A 21,584-nucleotide genomic window follows, 5' to 3' on the forward strand; every position below is an offset into this window, starting at 1 on the left:
GAAAAGGATCTCCGGGCGTTCGGGTCGACCGGCCCGTTCGGGACTTAGGGTCCGGACGACGCGACGCGGCGGTCGTAGCGGCCATTGGGCCGTGCGGCCGCTTTGTTGCGGTTCGACTCCGCATCGAGTTTCCGATCATCGAAAACCTCAACTTGACGGTGGCGAAGGCGTACGGGATGATCATGCCGGCTCAGAGCGCCACGTCGGCGGTGCGGGCGGTGTTCATCATCGACGACCGGCAAATCCTCCGGGCGATCCTGTATTATCCGATGGAAGCCGGACGGAACATGGACGAAATCCTCCGCCTCGTCGACGCGCTTCAGGTAAACACCAAGCATCAGGTGGCGCTTCCGGCCAACTGGCGGCCGGGCGACCCGGTCATCGTACCGACGCCCAAGACGGTTGACGAAGCCCGGGCGCGGCTGGAGGACGCGTCGCTGGAGGTGATCGACTGGTATCTGGCGAAAAAGACGCTTTAAGGCTCGACCTTCGGCGCGGGCGGGGCGGGCCTGTCGCTTCGCTTCGCGCTTGGGTGCCGGACGGATGCCCGGCGCCGTGGCCCGGTGCCGGCGGTCGCGGCTCGAGATCGGACGTCGCAGACCGGTACCGGCTGCCGCGGTTTGAGGCCGGGCGATGCGACCCGGGAGCGCTTGCCTAAGCCGAAAACGGAGGTCGTCCCCCGAAGTGTCGATCGAAGCGGCGCTTCGGGGATTTTTCTTGCCATCGTCCGGGGCGGCCGATACAATGAAGCCAGCGAAGCGAAGGCGTCGGGAGGGATGGCCGTGCGCGAGGAGGGTTTCGCCGGCGCGGACGTCGCCGAGCTTCGGGCGCGGATCGAGGCGGTCCGGGCCCGAATTCGGCAGGCGGCGGAGCGGAGTGGGCGCGACCCGGCGACGGTCCGCCTCGTCCTGGCGACCAAGACGGTGTCGGCGGCGCGGCTTCGGGCGGCCGCATTGGCCGGGGCGACGGCTTTTGGTGAAAACCGGGCCCAGGAGCTTCGGGACAAGGCGCCGGCCCTTTCGGACCTCGAGGTGGAGTGGCATTTTATCGGGCACCTGCAGACGAACAAGGTGAAAGACGTCTTGCCTTACATTCGTCTGCTCCATTCGCTCGATCGGCCGACCCTCGCCGAGGCGCTAAACCGGCGGCTGGAACGGGAAGGCCGGACGCTGGATGTGCTCCTGCAAGTGAATACGTCCGGCGAAGAGAGCAAATTCGGCGTGGCGCCGGAGGCGGCGCTTCCGTTTTACAAGGAGGTCGTCCGCTTGCCGGCGCTTCGGGTACGGGGCTTTATGACGATCGGCGCCCATACCAACGATGAGGCGGCGGTGCGCGAAAGCTTTCGCCGCCTGCGGGAGATCCGCGACCGGGCGCTGGCCTTAGGCCTCGGGGAGACGCCGCCGGTCGAACTTTCGATGGGCATGTCGGGGGATCTGGAGCTGGCGGTGGAAGAAGGGGCGACGATCGTCCGCGTCGGGTCGGCGATCTTCGGCCCGCGGCCGCCCGCCGGCTGAGCAAGGCCGGAGCCGTCACGGCCGGGCGAGAAGGCCCGGCCGCGAAAGGGGGCGTGCGGGACGGCGATCGAAGCGCTTCTTCGCGCGATCGATGCGGCCCTGGCCGAAGTCGCCGAAGCGGGAGAGAAGACGCCCCGGCTTAAGTTGCCGCCGCTTCGCCCGGCCCGCTTTCTTCGCCGGGAAAACCGCTTCGTGGTGATCGCCGAGGACGAGGCCAGCGGCGTTTTCTTCCGCGCCCATCTCGGCGATCCGGGGCGGCTCGAGACGGTCCTCGTGCCGGGCGGTCGGGTGTGGGTGGAGGTGCGGCAACCGTCGGTCGCCAGTCAAACGCCGGCAAGGGAGGAGGGGCGGGGGGGATCGTCGGGGGAGGAGGCGCCCGGGAAGGAAGCGGGCTTTCCGGCCCCATCGGGCGCGTCGGCGTCCGGGCGGTCGGAGGGGCCGCGGACGACGCACCGGGCGGTGCTCGCCGAACCGGAGCCGGGGCGGTTCGTCGCCGTCGTGCCGACGCTCGCGGAACGGGTGGTCGAGGCGGTGCTTCGTTCGGCGATCCTGCCCGTTCCCGGGGCCGTGCTCCGGCGACAGGCGCGGTGGAAGCGGCATCGCTTTGATTTTCGTCTGGACGCGCCGGCGGCGCCGTCCCTTTGGATCGAAGTGAAGGCGGTGACGCTTCGGGACGGGGCCCTCGGCCGGTTTCCCGATGCCGTGACGGAGCGCGGGCGGCGCCACCTGGCGGCGCTGGCGGAGCGGGCGGCGTCCGGCGAGGCGGGGGTTTTATGGTTTGTCGCCCTGCGGGGCGATGTCGCCGGCGTGGCGCCGGCGGAGGCGGTCGATCCGGCCTTTGCCGCGGAGCTCAAGGCGGCGGCTCGTTCGGGCGTCTTCATCCGGGCAATCGGCACCCGGCCGTCTCCGGAGGAGGTCGCCCTCGCCGGAACGCTGCCGGTTTTGCTCGAGGGATGAGCCGGCGCCTTTCGGCGATGGGGCGGCGCCTCTCTCACCGGCCCCTGAAAGGCGCGGACCGAAGGAGGGGATGGACGGTGGCTTCGGATTCCCGGCGGCGGGCGGCGGTCCTCGGCGTCGGCATCGGGCTTCTCGCCGGTTACTTCGGTGGACTCGTGGGGCTGGGCGGCGGGGTGATCATGATCCCGCTCATGGTGGCGCTTTTGAAATTGACGCAGCATCAGGCCCACGGGACGAGCCTGGTGGCGCTCGTGTTCACCGGCCTTTCGGGGGCCCTGGCCTATGCGCTGGGGGGATCGGTGGATGTCGTCGCCTCGCTCCTTCTCGCGGCGACGGCGATGCTCACCGCCCGCTTCGGCGCCCGGTATGCCCACGCACTTCCGGAATGGAAGCTCAAGCGGGCCTTCGGGGCGTTTTTGCTTTTCGTCTCCGTCCTTCTGGTGTCGAAGCCGTACCTCCCCCACGTCGCGACCCGGCTTCCGGCGGCGGGGGAGGCGGCGCTTCTTCTTTTGACCGGCCTTTTCACCGGCTTTCTGTCCGGGATGATGGGCGTCGGCGGCGGGTCGATCATGGTGCCGGCGATGGTCTTCCTCGGCGGTTTTTCTCAGGTCACGGCCCAGGGGGTGTCGCTTTTGGCGATGGTGCCTTCCGGCGCCGTCGGCGCCTACACCCACGGGCGGCTGGGCAATGTCCGCCCCGACGTCCTCGTCGGCCTCATTCCCGGGATTCTCATCGGGTCATTTGCCGGAGGGCTGACGGCTCACGAACTCACGGAGCAGGCGCTGCGCCTCATTTTTGCCGTCGTTCAGGTGTGGATGGGGATCCGCTATCTCCGGACGCCGCGGCCGGCAGCGTCCGGGCCAAGCGGCTGAGTCGGGAAAAGGGCGGCGATTCGGGGAGGGGGCGGGCGCCTGACGAGGGGCCGGCCCCCAGGCGGCGGTGATCGCCGTCGCGCGGGCAAACAAAAAACGAGGCCGATGGAACCCCGCCGAAACGGCGGGGTTTTTTATGGCCCCGAAACTCGGAGGCGAACGGCGGCGGATGGGGGGTCGGCGGAAAAGGCGGGGAGGCGGACGGCGACGGACGGACTAGGAACCGAAAAAATGACGCAGACTTTCAGGCAGGATCTTCTGCCAGGCGCCCCAGGTGTGCGCTCCGGGCCGTTCGACGTAACGGACGTCGACCCCGTTCGCTTCCAGGAGCCGGCGGCCTTCCCGGTTCATGGCCAGAATGTCCAGGGTGCCGAGGCGCGTCTGGACCGCCGTCTCTTCCGTTCCGACGTACTGGAAAACCCGGAGATGGCGGATGGCCTCGGGCTTTGTCGCCTGAAGGCGCCTGAGGAGCGCCGGGACGAAGGCCGTGGAGAGGCTGATGACGCCCTGAAAAAGATCCGGTCGATCCAGGGCGAGGTCGAAGGAGACGGTTCCGCCGAGGGAATCGCCGGCGGCGATCCGCCGGAGGCCGGAAGGCGGCACCGGATAGCGCGCCTCGGCCGCCGGGAGGAGTTCTTCGAAGAAAAAGCAGCGGTAGGCGGCGTTTCGCCGTCCTTCCGGGTGGTATTCGTCCAGGCGCGTGGCGAGGTTGACTTCGATGCCGACGAGGCGGAACGGGCGAAGGACGCCTTCGGCGATGAGCGCATGGGCGAGGGTCGCCGCCCGTCCGTACTGGAAAACGTGCTGCCCGTCCTGGGCGTAGACGGCCGGAAGCGCCCGGCGCGCTTCGGCGTCGGCATCGCCCGGCGGGAGAAAGACCCGGACGGTGACATGGCGGCCGAGGCAGGCGGAAGGGACGTCGAAGGAGACGACTTTGCGCCGGTAGGCATCTTCCGGAAATCGGCCGTTCATGAGCCCGCTCCCTCCTCGGTTGAGACGCGTCCTTTGGGATCGAGCGGCGGTTTTTGTGCGGTCGGATGGCGGCCCTTTGCGGGCACCTCGCCGTACGGCCGTTTTCCGTCGTCCGGCCTTGGCGCAGGGAAGCGCCTCGTCCACATCATAGACCGGAAAACGCCGGTCCAATCGTCTCGCCCGCGGGATCATCGGGGAACGGTGATGAGAAAGGAGGAGCGCGGATGACCACCAGAACGCGAGAGCGATCCGGAGCGAAGGGGGCTCTTGCGCCGGAAGAGGGGTGGGTGCCCCTGCCGGACGCGGAGGCGATCCGGCCGTTTCGCCTCCTCGAGCCGGACGGCCGGCCGGTCGACGAAGCCCGGCTGCCGGACCTTTCCGACGAGGCGCTCAGGACCCTCATGGATCGGATGGTGTTTACCCGCGTCTGGGACCAGCGGGCGGTGAGCTTAAGCCGCCAGGGGCGCCTCGGCTTTTACGCGCCGGTCGCCGGGCAGGAGGCGACGATGATCGGCTCGGCTTTTGCCCTCGGGCCGGAAGATTGGCTTTTGCCGACCTACCGGGATCTTCCGGTCCTCGTCTGGCGGGGATATCCGCTTTTTCGGGCTTTCCTGTATTCCCGAGGGCACATGCACGGTTTTGCCGTGCCGGACGATCTGAACGCTTTCGGGCCGCAGATCATCATCGGCGCTCAGATCGTGCAGGCGGCCGGCGTGGCCCTGGGGCTTAAGCTCCGAGGGGAAAAAGCGGCGGCGCTCACCTTCATCGGCGACGGCGGCACGTCGCAGGGGGATTTTTACGAAGGGCTGAACGTCGCCGGCGCTTTCGGCGTGCCGGCGGTATTCGTGATCCAGAATAACCGGTACGCCATCTCCGTGCCGGTGGAAAAGCAGACCCGCGCCCGGACGCTGGCCCAAAAAGGGGTGGCCGCCGGCATTCCCGGCCGCCTGGTCGACGGAATGGACGTTCTGGCGGTGGTCGAAGCGGTGCGGTCGGCGCTGGCCCACGCCCGGGAGGGGAAGGGTCCGATCCTGATCGAAGCGCTGACCTATCGTTACGGTCCCCATACGATGTCCGGCGACGATCCGACGCGCTATCGGCAGGCGGAGGAGCTCGGCGAATGGGAACGGCTCGACCCGCTGCTCAGGTTTCGGCAGTTTCTGCGTGAGCGGGGACTCTGGAGCGAAGCGGACGAGAGGCGGGCCATCGCCGAGGCCAAGGAAGCGGTCGCCGCCGCGCTCAAGGAAGCGGAGGCGTATCCGAAGATGACGGTGGCGGACCTCGTTCGCTCGGTGTTCAGGCGTTCGGAGCCAGAGGCGGACCGCAGGCCTTTGGGAGACAGCGCCGATCCGGGGACCGGTTCCGGAGAGCGGCGACGGGCGGACGACCGGAAGGAAAGGTGAGGATCATGCCGGAGATGACGATGATCCAGGCCATCCGCGACGCCCTCCGGCTGGAGCTCGAGCGAGATCCCAACGTGCTCGTCTTCGGCGAGGACGTCGGGGGATACGGGGGGGTGTTTCGCGTCACCGAAGGGCTGCAGGCGCAGTTCGGCGAGACGCGGGTGTTCGACACGCCGCTGGCGGAGTCGGCCATCGGAGGGTTGGCCGTGGGGCTGGCGGCGACGGGCTTCCGTCCCGTGGCAGAAGTGCAGTTTTTTGGATTTGTCCTCAAGATGTTCGACGAGGTGAACCATATCGCGCGAATGAATTTCCGTTATCGGGGGCGACACCCGGCCCCGATCGTCATCCGGGCGCCGTTCGGCGGGGGCGTCCGGGCGGCGGAGCACCACTCGGACAGCCTGGAAGGGCTTTTGCTCGCAACGCCGGGGCTCAAGGTGGTCATCCCTTCCAACCCGTACGACGCCAAGGGGCTTCTCATCAGCGCCATCCGGGACGACGATCCGGTCATCTTTCTGGAGCACATGAAGCTTTACCGTTCGTTCCGGGCGGAAGTGCCGGCAGGAGCGTACACCGTGCCGCTGGGAAAAGCCCGTCTCGTCCGGGAAGGCGAGGACGTCACCATCATCGCCTACGGCGCGATGGTGCAGGCGGCGGAAAAGGCGGCGATCGTCGCCGAGGAGGACGGCCTGTCGGTGGAGATTCTGGATCTCCGCACCGTCTGGCCGCTCGACCGGGAGACGATCCTCGCCTCCGTGGCCAAGACGAATCGCGCCGTCGTCGTGCAGGAGGCGCAGGCGCAGGCCGGGGCGGCGGCGGAGATCATCGCCCAGATCATGGAGCACGGCGTCTACTTCCTGGAAGCGCCGGTGCGGCGCGTGGCGGCGCCGAACACGCCGTATCCCCTGGCCCAGCATGAAGACGACTGGCTGCCGTCACCGGAGGCGATCGCTGCGGCCATCCGGGAAGTCGCCGAGGCGTAGAGCGCAAAAGACGTCGTTCGAAAGCGAGGTGCGGGCGTGGGGGTCATCACCGTCAAGCTGCCGGACATCGGCGAAGGCATCCACGAAGGAGAGATCGTCAAATGGCTCGTCCGGCCCGGTGACGCCGTGGAAGAGGATGCGCCGCTGGTCGAGGTGCAGACGGACAAAGCGGTGACGGAAATCCCGAGCCCCGTCGCCGGGACGGTGCAGACGCTTTTGGCGGACGAGGGGGCGATCGTCGCCGTCGGCACGCCGCTCGTCCGAATCGCGGTGCCGGGCGCGGGCGAGCCCGAAGAACGGAGCGCCGATGAAGGCGGGGCCGAAGTCCGGGGAACGATCGCGCCGGAGGAGGCCGCCCCGGCGCCGGAACGGGGGCCGGCGGGCGGGGACGGCCGGCCTGAAGCCGGGCGGGCGGAGGAGGCGCCGGACGACGGAGCGGCCGCGGCGCCGCCGTTGCCGGGCGCCGCGGCGGCGGTCCGGGCGATGCCGAGCGTCCGGCGGCTCGCCCGAGAGCGGGGCGTCGATCTCCGGACGCTGAAGGGTTCCGGCCCCGGCGGCCGGATCACCCGGGAGGACGTCCTTCGGGCCGCGAAAGCAAAAGACCGGGCGGTGGAACAAACAAGCGCCGAAAAAGCGCCGGAGCGGGAAGCGGCGCCGGAGCCGGCGGCGGCTGCCCCGGCGGCGGTCGCGCCGCGGGAAGCGCCGGCTCGGGTCGACGAAACGGCGCCGCCCGGGGCGCCCGATGCGGTTGAGGCCGCCGGGGAAGAACGGGTGCCCTTTCGCGGCGTGCGCCGGGTGATCGCCGAGGCGATGGTGCGGGCCAAGCGTTCGGCGCCGCACGTGACGCTCATGGACGAGGCCGATGCCGGGGCACTTGTGTCCCTCCGGCGGGCGCTTTTGCCGGAGGCCGAAGCCCGGGGAATTAAGCTCACCTACCTCCCCTTCGTCGTCAAGGCGGTCGTCGCCGCCTTGAAAGCCTACCCGGAGGTCAACGCCTATCTGGACGAAGAGCGGCAGGAGATCGTGAAAAAGCGCGTTTACCACATCGGCATCGCCGTCGATGCCCCGCAGGGCCTCGTCGTGCCCGTTGTCTTCGATGCCGATCGAAAAAACGGCTGGGAGATTGCCCGGGAAATTCAGGACCTCGCCGCCCGCGCCCGGGAGGGGCGGCTCAAACCGCAGGAACTTCGCGGGAGCACGTTTTCCATCAGCAACCTCGGCACCGTCGGCGGCGGTCATTTCACGCCGATCCTCAATCCGCCGGAGGCGGCGATCCTCGGCCTCGGCCGCGTCGCCGAAAAGCCGGTCGTCCGAAGCGGCCTCGTGCAGGTCGGCCAGGTGCTCGACCTGTCTTTGAGCTTTGACCACCGGGTGCTGGACGGGGCGACGGCGCAGCGCTTTTTGAATCACGTGAAGCGCCTGCTGGAAAATCCCCAGGCGCTTTTCATGGAGGGATGAGCATGGTCGTCGGCGAGACGACGATCGACGCCGACGTCGTCGTCATCGGCGGCGGGCCCGGCGGGTACGTCGCCGCCATCCGCGCCGCCCGGCTCGGCCGGAAGGTGACGCTCATCGAACGGGAGGCGCTGGGCGGCGTGTGTCTCAACGTCGGATGCATTCCCTCCAAAGCCCTCATCGCCGTCGCCCACGACGTCCGCCGCCTCCGGGAAGGCGCCGCTTTCGGCCTTGCCGCCCGGGAGCTTTCCCTCGATTTTCCGCGGCTCATGGCCTGGAAAGCGGACGTCGTTCGGACGCTCACCGGCGGCGTGGAAAAGCTCCTCCGAGGAAACGGTGTGGAGATCGTCCGCGGCGAAGCCTTCTTTCGCGGACCGCGGGAAATTCGCGTCATCGAGGCGGGCGGGGAGGCGATCAACTACCGCTTTCGGGCGGCGATCGTCGCCACTGGCTCCCGGCCGATCGAGCTTCCGGGCTTTCCGTTCGGGGGGCTCGCCGGGCGGATCCTCTCCTCCACGGAAGCCCTCTCCTTGCCGGCGCTTCCCGAGCGCCTCGTCGTCATCGGCGGCGGATACATCGGCGTCGAGCTCGGACAGGCCTATGCCCGGCTCGGCAGCCGGGTGACGATCGTCGAGGGGGCGGAGCGCATTCTTCCCGCCTTTGAGGTGGACCTCGTCCGGCCGGTGAAACGCCGCCTTCAGGCCGACGGGGTCACCGTTCTGGAAGGCGCCCGGGCCCTGGGGGCCGAAGCAGGGCCGGAAGGGGTGCGCGTGCGCGTAGAGACCGCCGAGGGCGAACGGACGCTCACGGCGGACTACGTCCTGGTCACCGTCGGGCGGCGGCCGAACACCGACGACTTGGGCCTGGAAGCCGCCGGCGTCCGGGTGGACGGTCGGGGGCTCGTCGCCGTCGACCGGCGGATGGCGACGAGCGCGGACGGGATCTACGCCATCGGCGACGTCGTCCCGGGTCCGGCGCTGGCGCACAAGGCGTCGGCGGAAGGAAAAGTCGCGGCGGAAGCGATCGCCGGGGTGGCCGGGGCGGAGGCCGATTTCCGGGCCGTGCCGACGGTCGTCTACAGCGATCCGGAGGTGGCGGCGGTCGGCATGACGGCGGCGGAGGCCGAAGCGGCCGGTCACCGGGTGAAGGTGGGGACATTTCCACTGGCGGCGAGCGGCCGGGCGCTCACGCTGGGGGAGAAGGAAGGGTTCGTCCGCCTCGTCGGCGATGCCGAGACGGGGGCGCTCCTTGGCGCCCAAGCCGTCGGACCCGGGGCCTCGGAGTTGATCGCCGAGCTGGCGCTGGCGGTGGAGATGGGCGCCCAGGTCGAGGATCTCGCGCTCACCGTCCACGCTCACCCGACGCTTTCGGAAGCGGTCATGGAGGCGGCGGACGTCTTTCTTGGCAAGCCGGTGCACGTGCTTAAGCGCTGACGGCGAAACGGCGGCCGAAAATGTGGTATGATGATCGCACCGCATTTGAGCGCATTCGGACTGATTCGGAGCGAAAGGAAGAAGTTCATGGAGCTTTTTCCCCGGCTCTACGATCCGCTGATGGCCCCCCTCGAGCGGCTCTTTCTCGAGCGCCTGCGCCGGGCGCTTCTTCGGCCGCTGGCCGGCGAGGTGCTGGAAATCGGCGTGGGGACAGGGAGAAATCTGCCGTTTTACGGCCCCGGCGTTCGCTGGACCGGCATCGAGCCGAATCCCGCCATGCGCCGGCAGGCCGAGCGCCGCCTCAGGGAACGGGGCCTAGCGGGGGCGCTCATCGCGGCCTCCGCCGAAGCGCTGCCGTTTGCCGACGGAAGGTTTGATGCCGTCGTCTCGACGCTCGTCCTCTGCTCGGTGCAGGACCCCCGAAAGGCGCTGGCGGAAATCCGACGGGTGCTGAAGCCGGGCGGCCGGTTTTTGGCCCTGGAGCACGTCCGGATCGACGATCCTCGCTGGGCGGGCTGGGCGCTCGACCGGCTCACGCCGGCGTGGTCCCGTCTCGCCGACGGCTGCCATCTCAACCGGCTGACGGACCGGTGGATCGCCGAGCGTTTTGCGATCGAAGAAAAGCGGACGTGGGCCCGGGGCGTCCTCGTCTGGATCGTCGCCCGAAAAGAAGGGCGGAGCGCATAGGGAGGCGTTCGCCGGGCGGGGGCGGGCGCATCCGGCGGCGGGCGTTTTAAAGGCGGGCGTTTCTTCCGTCAGGCGTATCTTACGCCTCTTACGACGGGCATCTTCTGGCGGCGGGGGCCGCTCGCGGACGCTCGATCGCCTCCGCCGGTCGTCGGGCGATCCCGCCCGATGAAGGGCGGAAAAAAGCGAAAAAGGCGCAAAAAGCTCCGGACACGCGGTCCGCCGGAGGAAGCGCTTCCGGTCGACCGCTGCCGGAGCTTTTTGAATCAGTCTTCCTTCACGCACAGCTCCCGCCGGGCCATGAGGCCAAGGGTCCGGCGGCTGAAGTCGACGATGAGGATGAGGAGGGCGATCATCTGAACGTAGGCGAGGTAGCGGTAGGCTTCGACGCCCGTCTCGTGGTACATGAGGACGGTCGCGATGGTGATCGCTGCCGACGGGAAAGTGTACGCCCACCACGAAAGGAAAAACGGCACGCGGTAGAACATCGGGAAAAGAACGACGAGGAGGAGGCCGATGAAGAAGGCAAAGCCGTACAGGACCCGGGCGAAACCGTCGAACTGGCCGGTGAGTTTTACGTAGCTGACGAGGCCGACCGCCGGCGGCGCCATCAAAATGAAGAACGTCGGCAGGAGCTTCAAGGGAATCGGGTTGTGGAAAAAAATCCGGTAGAAGAACATCGGAATGTAGACGACGCTCATGACGAGGCCGATGCTGAAGAAAAACCAGTTGACGTCCGGCGGCGCGACGGCGACGCCGGCGATCGGCGCGATGAGGTTGCCGACGATCGTAATGAACCATGCCGGGTTGTAGTGGACGATCTCAAACCGCGACTGGACGATGAGCTTGCGGAGCACGGAGAGGGTGATGAGGAGGTGAAGCGGCGCGCCGATCCACCAGAGGATGGCGGCAACCGAAGGCGCCACATCGAGGTAGGCGACGGCGAGGAGCATAAAGCTGATCGAGACGGCGCCAAAAAAGTTCATCCGGACGGGGTGGTCGAAGTCTCGCCGGACTTCTTCCGGGTAGGCAAACATGCGATAGAGAAGGAGAAAGAGCTGCACTATGAAAAGAAGGGAAGTCAGCCCGAGCAAAAGAAGCGAGACCGCCGGCGGAAGTCCGAGCAGCGGCTCAATCCGCATCGCTGCAATCGTCGTTCCGGAAAAACCCATCACGCTGGCGAACAGGGCGATCGGAAAATATTGCAGACCGCGTGGACGATCGGCCGCCTTCGCCGGCGCGGTGTGGGTGTCGGTCGTGGCCATCGGCAGACATCTCCTTTCGCATTGTTTTCAATCGGAAACAGTCCGATTTTCGTCTTTTCATTCTAGGCGGCCGGTCCGGATCTTGTCAACGGCCGAACGGTGAATGAGTCATGCGCCCCTCATACTAGACAAATGCTGAAACTATGTTGTCTCCTTCTGTCAAAGGAGGGGCGACTCATGAAACGAACAAAATCCATCCCCGGCTCCATCAAATTCAAAGCGGCTTTGGAACTGATCAAAGGCGAAAAAACGCTCGTCGACTCTCCCGGGAATACGGCGTTCATCCGAATACCCTCCTGAAATGGAAGCAAACCCTCCTGGAAAAAGGCGCTGAGCTCTTTGAACCCCCGAACAAAGAGCAGGAATATCAGAAGCGCATCCGGGATTTGGAACAGCTCCTCGGCAAAAAGGAGGTCGAAATCGCGCTCCTAAAAAACTTCCTCGGGCAGGGGAGCTAGATCGACTTTCCCTTCAGGAACGCATCCGTCTGGCGCAAGAAGCGCTGGCCAGGCGGCTGGCTCCCCTGCCGATTCTCCTCAAGGCGCTTGGCATTCCGCGGGCAACCTGGTATTACCAGAAAAAGCGAGAGGAGGCCGAAAAGAGACGGGCTCTGGCGGATGAAGCGCTCAAAGCGCAGATCGAAGCCATCCTTCGGGAACATCCGGAGTACGGCTATCGCCGCCTCGAGGCCGAGCTTCGACGGCGAGGGATGGTCGTCAATGGAAAGCGGGTCCGTCGTCTTCTCCACACGTTTGAGCTTTCCCTCACGCGAAAGGTGAGAAAACCAAAGCCGAATCCGCTGCTCGAGACGGTCGTTCTGGCCAAAGAACGGGCGAATCTCGTCACCGGCCTTCTTTCCGAACGGGAGCCGGACGCTTTCGAGGTACTCTACACCGATTTCACGCAGCTCGTCTATGGCGGCGGGAAGGTTTGGTTTTTGCCGATTCTGGACCATCGGACCCGCATGGTGATCGGATATGCCATCTCTTTCTCGCCGGATGTTCGGACGGCGCTTCAGACTTGGGAACGGGCCAAAGCGTTCATCCTGACCCAAAAGAGGGAGCGCCCGAAAGCCACCCTCCATCACGATCCGGGCGGCGCCTTCTTAAGCCACGCGTGGGTCGGTCATCTCCTGCTTGAAGAAGGGCAGCGGCTGTCGTACAGCCTTCGGGGACCGAAGGAAAATCCCATCGTCGAATCCTTCTTCTCGCGTTTCAAAGCAGAACATCAAGACCTTCTGCTTGAAGCAAAGAGCATCGAAGCCCTCGATGCGCTTTTGGCCGAACGGATCCGGACCTATAACGAGCACCGGCTGCATTCAAGCCTGCGGGACAAAACGCCCCAAGAAACGCTTTAAAGAAGCCCTGAGCACAAGCGAGGTCTGCATCCCATAGGAAGACCGAACAAAATGTCTAAATCAAGGGCGCGGTTCCTCCGGCAATGGGACCAAGCCGCCGGTCCGAACGGGCCGGCGGTTTGGCGTTTTTTGGGCGATCGGGTATAATCCCGGTAACGTGAGACCGCGGTGCGAAGGGCCGGCCGTTGCCCGAGTCGGGAAGGCTTGGGTGGCGAGCCTCGGGCCCAATCCGCCCGAAAAGAAGGCCCGAAGAGAAGGTGGCAACCGCCGGGAGGCAAAGGAGGGGTTCGATGGAGCAGGCGCCGTTTCGTTTCGACGGGCGCACGGCGGTCATCACCGGCGCCGCCGGCGCCATCGGCCGGGCGACGGCGGTCGTCTTCGCCCGACAGGGGGCCCGCGTCGTGCTCATCGACCGGAACGAAGCGGGCCTTCGTCGGACGCTGGCGCAGGTCGATTCGGTCGGCGGATCCGGGCGGGCGGTGGTGGGCGATCTTCGCGATCCGGAAGCGATCGACCGGGTGGCGACCGAAGTCCGGGCCGCCGCTTTGACGATCGACGTGCTCGCGCACGTCGCCGGGATCGGCTGGACCGGTCGCCTGGGGGAGCGGCCGCTTGCGGCCTGGGATGAGGTGCTCGCGGTGAATCTCAGAGCTCCGTACCGGCTGACGGAAGCGCTGCTTTCGGCGTTCAGCGACGGGGCGGCGGTCGTCATGGTCGCCTCGACGCGGGCCCTCATGAGCGAACCGCATACGGAACCGTACAGCGCCGCCAAAGGGGGACTCGTCGCCCTGACACACGCCCTTGCGATCACCCTCGGTCCACGGATACGGGTGAACGCCGTCTCGCCGGGGTGGATCGATCCGGCGGACTGGGCGGACGATCCGGATCCGGCGGCGCGGCCGACGCCGGAAGACCACGCGTGGCATCCCGTCGGCCGGGTAGGCCGGCCGGAAGACGTGGCGTATGCGATCTTGTTTCTCGCCTCCCGGGAGGCGGGTTTCATCACCGGCGCCCACCTCATCGTCGACGGCGGGATGACGAGAAAAATGGTGTATTTGTGATCACAGATCAAGGCGCGGCCGGCGCCGCGGCGCGTCGGGGACGTCTTCTTCGCCGTCGTCGATGTTCACCATGTGCATCGCCGTTTTGGTCAGCCGGAGAAAGGCGAGTTCCGTCGTGGCCGGGTCGATTCCCGCCTCAGAGAATGCTTCCCGCATAAGTTCAAGCCAGCGGCGGGCCCGCCGCGGGCTGATCGGAAAGCGGAGGTGCCGCGCCCGAAGCATCGGGGCGCCGAACTCGGCCGAGTAGAGGGCCGGTCCGCCGAAAAATTGCGTGAGAAAGAGAAACTGCTTGCGGGCGGTTTCCGTGAGGTCTTCGGGGAAGATCGGCTTGAGGATCGGGTCTTCGGCGACCCGGCGGTAGAAGGCCTCGACGATCCGTCGGATCCCCGTTTCGCCTCCGAGCGCGTGGTACAGTTCGGCCGACATCGACATCCCTCCGCCGTTTGCGTTCTCCTTCTCTTCTGTCATTCTTTTCTCTGTTCTGTCATTCTTCTCCTGGGTGTTCGATGATTGCTCCTGGGCGTTTGTTTCTTTCGGCCCTTCATTCATTCATTTATTGTAGCCGCTTTGGGCTGCGAAGTCATGGAGGCCGGACGTCTTCGGCGAGGCTTTGGGGAGGGAAAGCGGATGGGGCGAAACCGGTTGGCTGAGGAGCGATCGCCGTATCTTTTGCTGCACGCCGATGATCCGGTCGACTGGCGACCGTGGGGCGATGCGGCGCTGGAGGAGGCCCGGCAGGCCGGAAAGCCGATCTTTCTTTCGATCGGGTATTCGACGTGTCACTGGTGCCATGTGATGCATCGGGAGTCGTTCCTGGATGCCGACGTCGCCCGGTGGCTGAACGAGCATTTCATCCCGATCAAGGTCGACCGAGAGGAACATCCGGACGTCGATGAGTTCTATATGACCGCCGTGCAGGCGATGACGGGGGAGGGCGGCTGGCCGCTTACGGTCTTCCTCACGCCGGAGGGACTCCCCTTTTACGGCGGGACGTATTTTCCGAAGACGCGCCGCTTCGGCCGCATCGGGCTCCTGGAGCTTTTGCCGCGGATCGTGGAGCTCTGGCGGACGCGGCCGGAGGACGTCCGCCAGGTGGCGGAAAATGCTCGTCGCGGCCTCCGGTCGCTTTTTGCCTTTGAGGCGCGGCCCTTCGAGGAGGGCCTGGTCGACGAAGCGTACCGGGCGCTCCGGCGGGAGTACGACCCGGTGCACGGGGGCTTCGGCACGGCGCCGAAGTTTCCGCTGGCGCACCGGCTCCTTTTTCTCTTGCGCTACGGCGCAGAGAAAAAGGAGCCGGAGGCGACGGCGATGGCGGCGGAGTCCCTTCGGAAGATGGCCGCCGGGGCGATCCGGGACCATCTCGGCGGCGGCTGGATGCGCTACGCGACGGACCGCGCCTGGCGGGTGCCGCATTTTGAAAAAATGCTCTACGATCAGGCGCTCCTCCTCTACGCCCTCGCCGAGGCCGCGGCTGCGACGGGGGAGGCGACGTTTCGGGATCTCGCCGAGGAGACGGTCGCGTACGTCTTCGAGCGGCTCGGGGCGCCGGAGGGGGCGTTTTACACGGCGGAAGATGCCGACGTTGATGGCGTCGAAGGGGCGTACTATCTCTTTACGCCGGAGGAGGTGCGCGCGGTGCTCGGGGAGGAGGACGGCGCCCTTTTTTCCGCGGCGTACGACATCGGATCGCCGGGGCCGATCGAAGGGAAAAGCGCGCCGAACCTGACGCGCTTTGAGCCGAAGGCCCTTCAGGATCGATTCGGAATGTCGGAAGCGGCGCTTTTTCAGCGCCTTGAGGCGGCCCGCAAGCGCCTTCGGGCGTACCGGGAGGCGCGGCACCGGCTGTTTGTCGATCGGAAAATTTTGTCCGGTCCGAACGGCCTCATGATCGCCGCCCTCGCCCGGGCCGGCGAGCTTCTTGGACGCCCGGCGTGGGTGGCACGGGCCGAGGCGGCGTACCGGTTCGTCCGCGAGCGGCTCATAGGCGGCGACGGGACGCTGTATGTGCGCTATATCGACGGGGAGCGAAAAAATATCGCGACGCTCGACGACGTCGCGGCGCTGGCCTGGGGAGCGCTGGAACTCTTTTTTGCCGCCCAAGCGCCGGCCTACCTCGAGGAAGCGCGGCGCTGGGTTGCCTACGCCGACGCCCGGTTTCGGGCGCCGGAAGGGGGGTACCGCCACACCGCCGCCGCCGGCCCCGGCGGCGTTTCGGTGCGGAAGGCGGCCGACGGCGCGATCCCGTCGGGAAACGCGGTGCTGGCGTTCGTCCGAGCGCACTTCGCGCGGCTTTTGGGCCGGCCGGAGGATGCCGAGGCGCTGGAGGCGCTGTTTACGGCCTTCGGCGGGCGGGCCTTTGCGCGGCCGGCGGAACACGCCTTCTTGCTCGCGGCCCGGCTCGTCGTCGAAGGATCGGGGGCGGAAGTCGTCATCGTCGGCGAGCGGGAGCATCCGGCGACGGCGGCGCTCGTTCGCGCGACGCGGGAGGGGTACCGGCCGCACACCCTCGTCCTCGTCCGGCCGCCGGCGGGCCCGGAGGCCGAGGCGTGGGACCGGGCGCTTCCGGATACGGCGGCCATGCGGCCGGTCGGCGGCCGGCCGGCGGCGTACGTCTGCCGGAGGATGGTCTGCCGGGCGCCGGTGACGGACCCGGACGCCCTCCGCGCGGCCCTGGCCGAGGCGACTTAGAGCACGCCCTTCAGCATGCCGTTCCAGTAGATCACCGGAAGCAGGTCTTTTTTCAGGACGTACATGGAGAAGCGCTCTTCCGCCTGGTCGAACGGGAACGATTCCATGATTTCGCCGTCGTAGCCGAACTCGGCCAGCACCAGACGGCCGATGCCGGTGACGAAGGGGCAGGAGGAATAGCCGTTGTAACGGGCGGTGAGCGGTTCGCCCCGCAAGAACTGAAGGACGTTTTCCACGAGAACCGGCGCTTGTTTGCGGATGGCGGCGCCGGTTTTGGACGTCGGCACGTTGGCGACGTCGCCGAGGGCGAAGACGTTCGGGAAGCGGGTATGCTGCAGGGTGTGCTTGTCGACGTCGACCCAGCCGGCGGCGTCGGCGAGAGGGCTTTCCCGCACGACGTCCGGGGCCGTCATCGGCGGGACGATGTGGAGGAAGTCGAAGCGCATGGCCACCGTTTCCCCGCTTTCGAGGTTGCGGAACGTCGCCTCCCGCTTGATGGGGTCGACTGCTGTGAGGGTGTGGCGGTAGACGGTCTCGATCCTCCGTTCCCGGGCGACCTTCTCCAGCGTGGCGGCGTATTTCGGCACGCTGTAGATGGACGGCGTGGCGGCAACGTAGCGAAGGGTGACGCGGGAGCGGACGCCCCTTTGCCGCAGGCGGTCGTCGGCGAGGTACATGATCTTCTGCGGCGCGCCGGCGCATTTGATCGGGGTGTGGGGAAAGGTGAACAGGCCGACGCCCTCTTCGAGACGCCGGATCCCCTCCCACGTTTTCAGGACGGTGTCGAAGGTGTAGTTGCTGCCGGCGACGCCGGCTTCGATCGCTTCCCGGGTGCCGGGCACCTGGTCCCAGTCGAGTTTGAGGCCGACGGCGACGATGAGAACGTCGTAGCGAATGCTTTCGCCGCTGGTGAGAACGATGCGGTTTTCTTCCGGGAGGAACGTCTCGACGGCGTCCCGAATCCACGTCGCTCCCTTTGGGATGAGCGGGGCCTGCGGCCGGACGGTGACGTCCCGGGGGACGAGGCCGGTGCCGACGAGCGTCCAGAGGGGCTGGTAGTAATGCACGTCGGACGGTTCGACGATGGCGATGTGACCGGCGAGATCGCGGCGCGCGCGAAGGAGCCGGGCGGCGACGGTGATGCCGGCGGTTCCGCCGCCGGCGATGACGATGCGGTATTTCATCGCGTTCCTCCTTCCCGGTGTTCGACCGTCCTTCGTCCATCTTGAAGTAAGCGCTTACGACGGCGGCCCGACACAATGCTTTCGGCGCGGCGAGGAAGCCGCGATTTCGTCGAATAAGGCCTTCCCCTTACGGCTAAGGTAACATCCCTATACCGGTATATGGATCGGGGAATTCGCTGATTTTTGATGTTCCCAACGTAATCATCGCGAATAAAGGAAAAACCGGCCGTTTTAAACGGCCGGTTTTGGACTGGCAGGTAAAACACCCGTCGCGCTGCCGTCGCGTCTGGTTTGCCGTTCCGCCTTCAAAAAGGCGTCGAAGCGTTCAAGGCCGTTACGCGTTCATGGCCGTTACGCCTTCTTACTCCTTCAAAAAGGCGCCGATGCGTTCGAAGCTGTTACGCGTTGAGCGGGGCGTCGACGCGGCCGAGGGCCTGCTTGAGCTCGGCGTAGCCGCCGAGGAGGTTGTAGACCTCCCGGTAGCCGTTCGCCCGGAGGATGCTCGCCGCGATCGTCGAGCGGCCGCCGAGCTCGCAGTGGACGAGGATCGGCCGGTCTTTCGGCACCTCCGCGAGCCGGTCCGGGAGATCGCCGAGCATGATGTGGGTCGAGCCCTCGAGGGCCCCCGCCTTCCGCTCGCTTTCGCTCCGGACGTCGAGGATGAAGAAGTCGCCGAGGCGGTCTTTGACGTCTTCCGGCCGGACGTTCGCGTAGCGGTCGAGCTTTTCCGGCCCGCGGGCGAGGACGTCGGTCGGGGCGATGATGCCTTCCAGCCGGTCGATGCCGATCGAGCGGAGGGCGATGCGGATCTCCTCCGCCGCCGCCTCATCGGCGACGACGGCGAGCGGCCGGTCGTAGTCGACGAGCCAGCCGGCCCAGGTGGTAAACGACTTGCCGAGGGGGATGTTGATCGAGCCGGGGAGGTGCCCCTCCTGGAAGGCGGCCTGGGGCCGGGCGTCGACGATCTGGACCCCTTCCGCCTGAAGGCGCTCGAGCGTCTCGTCGTCGGCGCCGAAGCGGACCGGTTCTTTGAGTTCTCGAAGCAGCGCCGGGCCTTCTTTGTTGATCCGCTTCATGTGCTTGAAGTACTTCGGCGCCTCCGGCTGGTCGGCGAGGAGCGCCTCGACGAAGGCGTCCTCGTCGTCGATCTGGAGCGCCCAGTTGGTGAGCTTCTCGTAGCCGACGGTGGACGACGGGACGGCGCCGAGGGCCTTGCCGCAGGCGCTTCCGGCGCCGTGGGCGGGCCAGACCTGGAGGTAGTCGGGGAGGGCTTTGAAGCGCTTTAAGCTTTGGAACATCTGCCGGGCGCCGGGGACGGCGGTGCCTGCGAGGCCCGCGGCCGCTTCGAGGAGGTCGGGGCGGCCGACGTCGCCGACGAAGACGAAGTCGCCGGTGAAGATGCCGATCGGCTTTTGGGTCGCCGGGAGGTCGTAGAGGAGGAAGGAGAGGTGCTCGGGGGTGTGGCCGGGGATGTGGAGGACCTCCAGGCGAATGTTGCCGATCTGGATGACGTCGCCGTCCTTGAGGAGGCGGTGGGGCAGGCCGTCGAGATAGCAGTACTTCCAGTTTTCGTCGCCCTCGTCGGAGAGGTAGAGGGTGGCGCCGACCCGGTCGGCGAGCTCCCGGGCGCCGGAGACGAAGTCGGCGTGGATGTGGGTTTCGGCGGCGCCGACGATGCGGACGCCTTCCCGGGCGGCCGTCTCGAGGTACGGCTCGATGTTCCGCATCGGGTCGATGACGATCGCCTCGCCGGTCGCCTGGCAGCCGACGAGGTACGAGTAGTGGGCGAGCTTTTCATCGACAAACGTCCGAAGGAGCATGCCGGTCGCCTCCTTTGATTCTTGTTGCTTACGATCGTACGTTTCCTTTCCGTTCGCCGAGGACGGCGACGGCGGCCCGGAGGGTGATGAGAAGTTCCTGCACGACGGGCTCTTTGAGGAGTTTCATCAAGCCGAAGACGCCGACCGGCGTGCGGTCTTCCTGCGCCCGGCGGCGGATGGCGTCGACGAGGGCTTTGGCCTCGTCGGCCTTTTCTTTGAACGGCGCGACGTAGCTCTGGACGCTTTCATGGAGGTAGCGTTGCGACTCCTGATCCTCCGCCAGCGCGACGGCAAACTCGACCATCGGTTCGATCTTGTCAAGGAAGGCGACGAGGCGCGGCGCCTTGTCGAGCAGCCGGAGCAGGGCGGCCAGCGTCTCCCGGTCGAGGGTGACCGGGGGCAAATCTTCTTTCAGGCCGCTGAGGAGGTACGTCAGGGACTCCCGGTCGGCGAAGAGATGTTCGGCGAAGGCGAGGAGGTTGCCGAGGGCCTTGAGGCGGGCCGCCCACTCGGGGAGGTCGTGCAGGAGGTCGACGAGGGCCTGTTCGACGGCCGGATCGGCGAGGACGGCTTCGAGGGTTGGCGCATCGAGGGTGGTGCGGGAGGCGTGTTCGGCGGTCATCGGCGTTCCTCCTTTGCGTCACATCACGCCTTTGAGCATGCCGTCCCAGTAGATGATCGGGAGGAGTTCCTTCTTGAGCACGTACATGGAAAAGCGCTCTTTGGCCTGGTCGAAGGGAAACGTCTCGCTTGGCACGTCGCCGTAGACGAATTCGGCGAGCATGAGGCGGCCGTAGCCGGTTACCAGCGGGCAGGAGGCGTAGCCGTCATAACGGGCGGAAAGTGGTTCGCCCCGGATGGCGGCGAGGAGGTTGTGGACGAGGACCGGGGCCTGCTTGCGGATGGCGGCGCCGGTTCGGGCCGTCGGGAGGTTCGTGTTGTCGCCGATGCCGAAGACGTTCGGGTAGCGTTTGTGCTGGAGCGTGTGCATGTCGACGTCGACCCAGCCGGCGGCGTCGGCGAGGGGGCTTTCTTTGATGAAGTCGGGGGCGCTCTGCGGCGGGACGACGTGGATGAAGTCGTACGGCATCCGCACCCGATCGCCGCTTTCGAGATTTTCAAAAATCGCTTCCTGCTTGACGGAGTCGAGGGCGACGAGGTTGTGGCGAAACTGCGTCTCGATGTTTCGCTCGCGGACGATGCGGCTTAGGGTGGCGGCAAACTTCGGCACGCTGAAGATCATCGTGCCGCCGGAGACGAAGCGGACGGTCGCCTTGGCGCGCACGCCTTTTCGGCGCATGTAGTCTTCGGCGAGGTACATGATCTTCTGCGGCGCGCCGCCGCACTTGACCGGGGTGTTGGGGGCGGTGAAGAGGGCGGTCCCGCCTTCAAACCGCTGAAGGGCGTTCCACGTTTTTTCGACGGTGTCGAAGGCGTAGTTCGAGCCGACGGGCCCGGATTCCAGCGCTTCTTGGATGCCGTCGATTTTGTTCCAGTCGAGTTGGATGCCGGCGGCGACGACGAGCCAGTCGTAGTGGATCGATTCGCCGCTTTTTAACACGATTCGGTTTTCTCCCGGGAGGAACAGTTCGACGGCGTCGCGGATCCAGACGGCCCCCGGCGGGATGACCCGCGCTTCCTCCCGGACGGTGACGTCCAGGGGCGTGATGCCGGCGCCGACGAGCGTCCAGAGCGGTTGGTAGTAATGTTTTTCCGACGGTTCGACGATGGCGATTTCGCCGGATAAGGCCCGCCAGCGGCGAAGGAGCTGCGCCGCGACGGTGATGCCGCCGGTCCCGCCGCCAACGATAACGATTTTGAAGCGCATCGGTTTCCTCCCCCATCCGGAGTATGGTATGGTTTTGGTAACCCAGAACGGCGGTTGAGAAAAGCGTATCATGGGACCGCTTTCAAGCCTATCGGGGAATCCACTGAA

Annotated in this window: 19 protein-coding genes; 12 read left to right on the forward strand and 7 right to left on the reverse strand. The window is 66.6% G+C overall.

All coding sequences use genetic code 11. The features are described from left to right. The first annotated feature begins 176 nt into the window (after positions 1 to 176). From K2M58_RS03420 to K2M58_RS03435, 4 genes are all read left to right on the forward strand, one after another. Positions 177 to 479, forward strand: a complete 303-nt coding sequence (locus K2M58_RS03420) for a peroxiredoxin (protein ID WP_220678292.1) — start codon at positions 177 to 179, stop codon at positions 477 to 479. 297 nt (positions 480 to 776) lie between these two features. After that, complete coding sequence (locus tag K2M58_RS03425) at positions 777 to 1,514, forward strand: YggS family pyridoxal phosphate-dependent enzyme (protein ID WP_220678293.1); 738 nt, start codon at positions 777 to 779, stop codon at positions 1,512 to 1,514. 144 nt (positions 1,515 to 1,658) lie between these two features. Continuing rightward, a complete protein-coding gene (locus K2M58_RS03430) occupies positions 1,659 to 2,471 on the forward strand; it encodes a DNA/RNA nuclease SfsA (protein WP_220678294.1) in 813 nt (270 codons plus the stop codon). 77 nt (positions 2,472 to 2,548) lie between these two features. Next, positions 2,549 to 3,343 (forward strand): sulfite exporter TauE/SafE family protein, encoded by a 795-nt coding sequence (locus K2M58_RS03435; protein WP_220678295.1) that lies wholly within the window; start codon positions 2,549 to 2,551, stop codon positions 3,341 to 3,343. A gap of 216 nt (positions 3,344 to 3,559) precedes the next feature. Here K2M58_RS03435 and K2M58_RS03440 read toward each other — a convergent pair whose 3' ends face one another. Continuing rightward, entirely contained in the window at positions 3,560 to 4,315 is a 756-nt protein-coding gene (locus tag K2M58_RS03440) for an alpha/beta hydrolase (RefSeq protein ID WP_220678296.1), read from the reverse strand. Between the two features lie 224 nt (positions 4,316 to 4,539). On the opposite strand from K2M58_RS03440, the gene pdhA reads away from it, so the two are divergent. The 5 genes from pdhA to K2M58_RS03465 all read left to right on the forward strand — a co-directional run bounded on the left by pdhA (position 4,540) and on the right by K2M58_RS03465 (position 10,273). Next, entirely contained in the window at positions 4,540 to 5,718 is a 1,179-nt protein-coding gene (gene pdhA / locus K2M58_RS03445; protein ID WP_220678297.1) for a pyruvate dehydrogenase (acetyl-transferring) E1 component subunit alpha, read from the forward strand. 5 nt (positions 5,719 to 5,723) lie between these two features. Then, entirely contained in the window at positions 5,724 to 6,698 is a 975-nt protein-coding gene (locus tag K2M58_RS03450; protein WP_220678298.1) for an alpha-ketoacid dehydrogenase subunit beta, read from the forward strand. Positions 6,699 to 6,734: 36 nt separating this feature from the next. After that, positions 6,735 to 8,156, forward strand: a complete 1,422-nt coding sequence (locus K2M58_RS03455; RefSeq protein ID WP_220678299.1) for a dihydrolipoamide acetyltransferase family protein — start codon at positions 6,735 to 6,737, stop codon at positions 8,154 to 8,156. Positions 8,157 to 8,158: 2 nt separating this feature from the next. Next, complete coding sequence (gene lpdA, locus K2M58_RS03460; RefSeq protein WP_220678774.1) at positions 8,159 to 9,586, forward strand: dihydrolipoyl dehydrogenase; 1,428 nt, start codon at positions 8,159 to 8,161, stop codon at positions 9,584 to 9,586. An 87-nt stretch (positions 9,587 to 9,673) separates the two neighbouring features. Next, positions 9,674 to 10,273: a class I SAM-dependent methyltransferase gene (locus K2M58_RS03465; RefSeq protein WP_220678300.1), complete on the forward strand. Its 600-nt coding sequence runs from the start codon at positions 9,674 to 9,676 to the stop codon at positions 10,271 to 10,273. A 266-nt stretch (positions 10,274 to 10,539) separates the two neighbouring features. Here the strand turns inward: K2M58_RS03465 and K2M58_RS03470 are convergent, their stop codons facing one another. After that, the gene (locus tag K2M58_RS03470; RefSeq protein ID WP_220678301.1) at positions 10,540 to 11,538 is read right to left on the reverse strand and encodes an SLAC1 anion channel family protein; all 999 of its coding nucleotides are present in this window, start codon (positions 11,536 to 11,538) and stop codon (positions 10,540 to 10,542) included. A gap of 529 nt (positions 11,539 to 12,067) precedes the next feature. Between K2M58_RS03470 and K2M58_RS03475 the strand changes: the two genes are divergently transcribed. Beyond that, the gene (locus K2M58_RS03475; protein ID WP_252393584.1) at positions 12,068 to 12,895 is read left to right on the forward strand and encodes an IS3 family transposase; all 828 of its coding nucleotides are present in this window, start codon (positions 12,068 to 12,070) and stop codon (positions 12,893 to 12,895) included. 290 nt (positions 12,896 to 13,185) lie between these two features. Continuing rightward, entirely contained in the window at positions 13,186 to 13,956 is a 771-nt protein-coding gene (locus K2M58_RS03480) for an SDR family oxidoreductase (protein ID WP_220678302.1), read from the forward strand. Here K2M58_RS03480 and K2M58_RS03485 read toward each other — a convergent pair whose 3' ends face one another. Continuing rightward, a complete protein-coding gene (locus tag K2M58_RS03485) occupies positions 13,957 to 14,382 on the reverse strand; it encodes a globin domain-containing protein (protein WP_220678303.1) in 426 nt (141 codons plus the stop codon). A 201-nt stretch (positions 14,383 to 14,583) separates the two neighbouring features. On the opposite strand from K2M58_RS03485, the gene K2M58_RS03490 reads away from it, so the two are divergent. Beyond that, a complete protein-coding gene (locus tag K2M58_RS03490; RefSeq protein WP_220678304.1) occupies positions 14,584 to 16,644 on the forward strand; it encodes a thioredoxin domain-containing protein in 2,061 nt (686 codons plus the stop codon). Here K2M58_RS03490 and K2M58_RS03495 read toward each other — a convergent pair. The 4 genes from K2M58_RS03495 to K2M58_RS03510 form a co-directional block, all read right to left on the reverse strand. Next, entirely contained in the window at positions 16,641 to 17,828 is a 1,188-nt protein-coding gene (locus K2M58_RS03495) for an NAD(P)/FAD-dependent oxidoreductase (protein ID WP_220678305.1), read from the reverse strand. The two genes, K2M58_RS03490 and K2M58_RS03495, sit on opposite strands and share 4 nt — an antisense overlap. A 398-nt stretch (positions 17,829 to 18,226) precedes the next feature. Beyond that, complete coding sequence (locus tag K2M58_RS03500) at positions 18,227 to 19,648, reverse strand: MBL fold metallo-hydrolase (protein ID WP_220678306.1); 1,422 nt, start codon at positions 19,646 to 19,648, stop codon at positions 18,227 to 18,229. A gap of 28 nt (positions 19,649 to 19,676) precedes the next feature. Continuing rightward, on the reverse strand, positions 19,677 to 20,270 hold the full coding sequence (locus K2M58_RS03505; RefSeq protein WP_220678307.1) for a hypothetical protein: 594 nt from the start codon (positions 20,268 to 20,270) through the stop codon (positions 19,677 to 19,679). A gap of 18 nt (positions 20,271 to 20,288) precedes the next feature. Further along, entirely contained in the window at positions 20,289 to 21,476 is a 1,188-nt protein-coding gene (locus K2M58_RS03510) for an NAD(P)/FAD-dependent oxidoreductase (RefSeq protein WP_220678308.1), read from the reverse strand. Positions 21,477 to 21,584 lie beyond the last annotated feature (108 nt).

The sequence above is a fragment of the Hydrogenibacillus sp. N12 genome (genome assembly GCF_019645935.1).
Classification (GTDB): domain Bacteria; phylum Bacillota; class Bacilli; order Thermicanales; family DSM-22653; genus Hydrogenibacillus; species Hydrogenibacillus schlegelii.

Bases quoted from the DNA above. Each gene is read 5' to 3' on its own strand.
- K2M58_RS03420 (WP_220678292.1), top strand. From the start codon at position 177: ATGATCATGCCGGCTCAGAGCGCCACGTCGGCGGTGCGGGCGGTGTTC.
- K2M58_RS03425 (WP_220678293.1), top strand. From the start codon at position 777: ATGGCCGTGCGCGAGGAGGGTTTCGCCGGCGCGGACGTCGCCGAGCTT.
- K2M58_RS03440 (WP_220678296.1), bottom strand. From the start codon at position 4,315: ATGAACGGCCGATTTCCGGAAGATGCCTACCGGCGCAAAGTCGTCTCC.
- pdhA (WP_220678297.1), top strand. From the start codon at position 4,540: ATGACCACCAGAACGCGAGAGCGATCCGGAGCGAAGGGGGCTCTTGCG.
- K2M58_RS03450 (WP_220678298.1), top strand. From the start codon at position 5,724: ATGCCGGAGATGACGATGATCCAGGCCATCCGCGACGCCCTCCGGCTG.
- lpdA (WP_220678774.1), top strand. From the start codon at position 8,159: ATGGTCGTCGGCGAGACGACGATCGACGCCGACGTCGTCGTCATCGGC.
- K2M58_RS03465 (WP_220678300.1), top strand. From the start codon at position 9,674: ATGGAGCTTTTTCCCCGGCTCTACGATCCGCTGATGGCCCCCCTCGAG.
- K2M58_RS03470 (WP_220678301.1), bottom strand. From the start codon at position 11,538: ATGGCCACGACCGACACCCACACCGCGCCGGCGAAGGCGGCCGATCGT.
- K2M58_RS03480 (WP_220678302.1), top strand. From the start codon at position 13,186: ATGGAGCAGGCGCCGTTTCGTTTCGACGGGCGCACGGCGGTCATCACC.
- K2M58_RS03485 (WP_220678303.1), bottom strand. From the start codon at position 14,382: ATGTCGGCCGAACTGTACCACGCGCTCGGAGGCGAAACGGGGATCCGA.
- K2M58_RS03490 (WP_220678304.1), top strand. From the start codon at position 14,584: ATGGGGCGAAACCGGTTGGCTGAGGAGCGATCGCCGTATCTTTTGCTG.
- K2M58_RS03495 (WP_220678305.1), bottom strand. From the start codon at position 17,828: ATGAAATACCGCATCGTCATCGCCGGCGGCGGAACCGCCGGCATCACC.
- K2M58_RS03500 (WP_220678306.1), bottom strand. From the start codon at position 19,648: ATGCTCCTTCGGACGTTTGTCGATGAAAAGCTCGCCCACTACTCGTAC.
- K2M58_RS03505 (WP_220678307.1), bottom strand. From the start codon at position 20,270: ATGACCGCCGAACACGCCTCCCGCACCACCCTCGATGCGCCAACCCTC.
- K2M58_RS03510 (WP_220678308.1), bottom strand. From the start codon at position 21,476: ATGCGCTTCAAAATCGTTATCGTTGGCGGCGGGACCGGCGGCATCACC.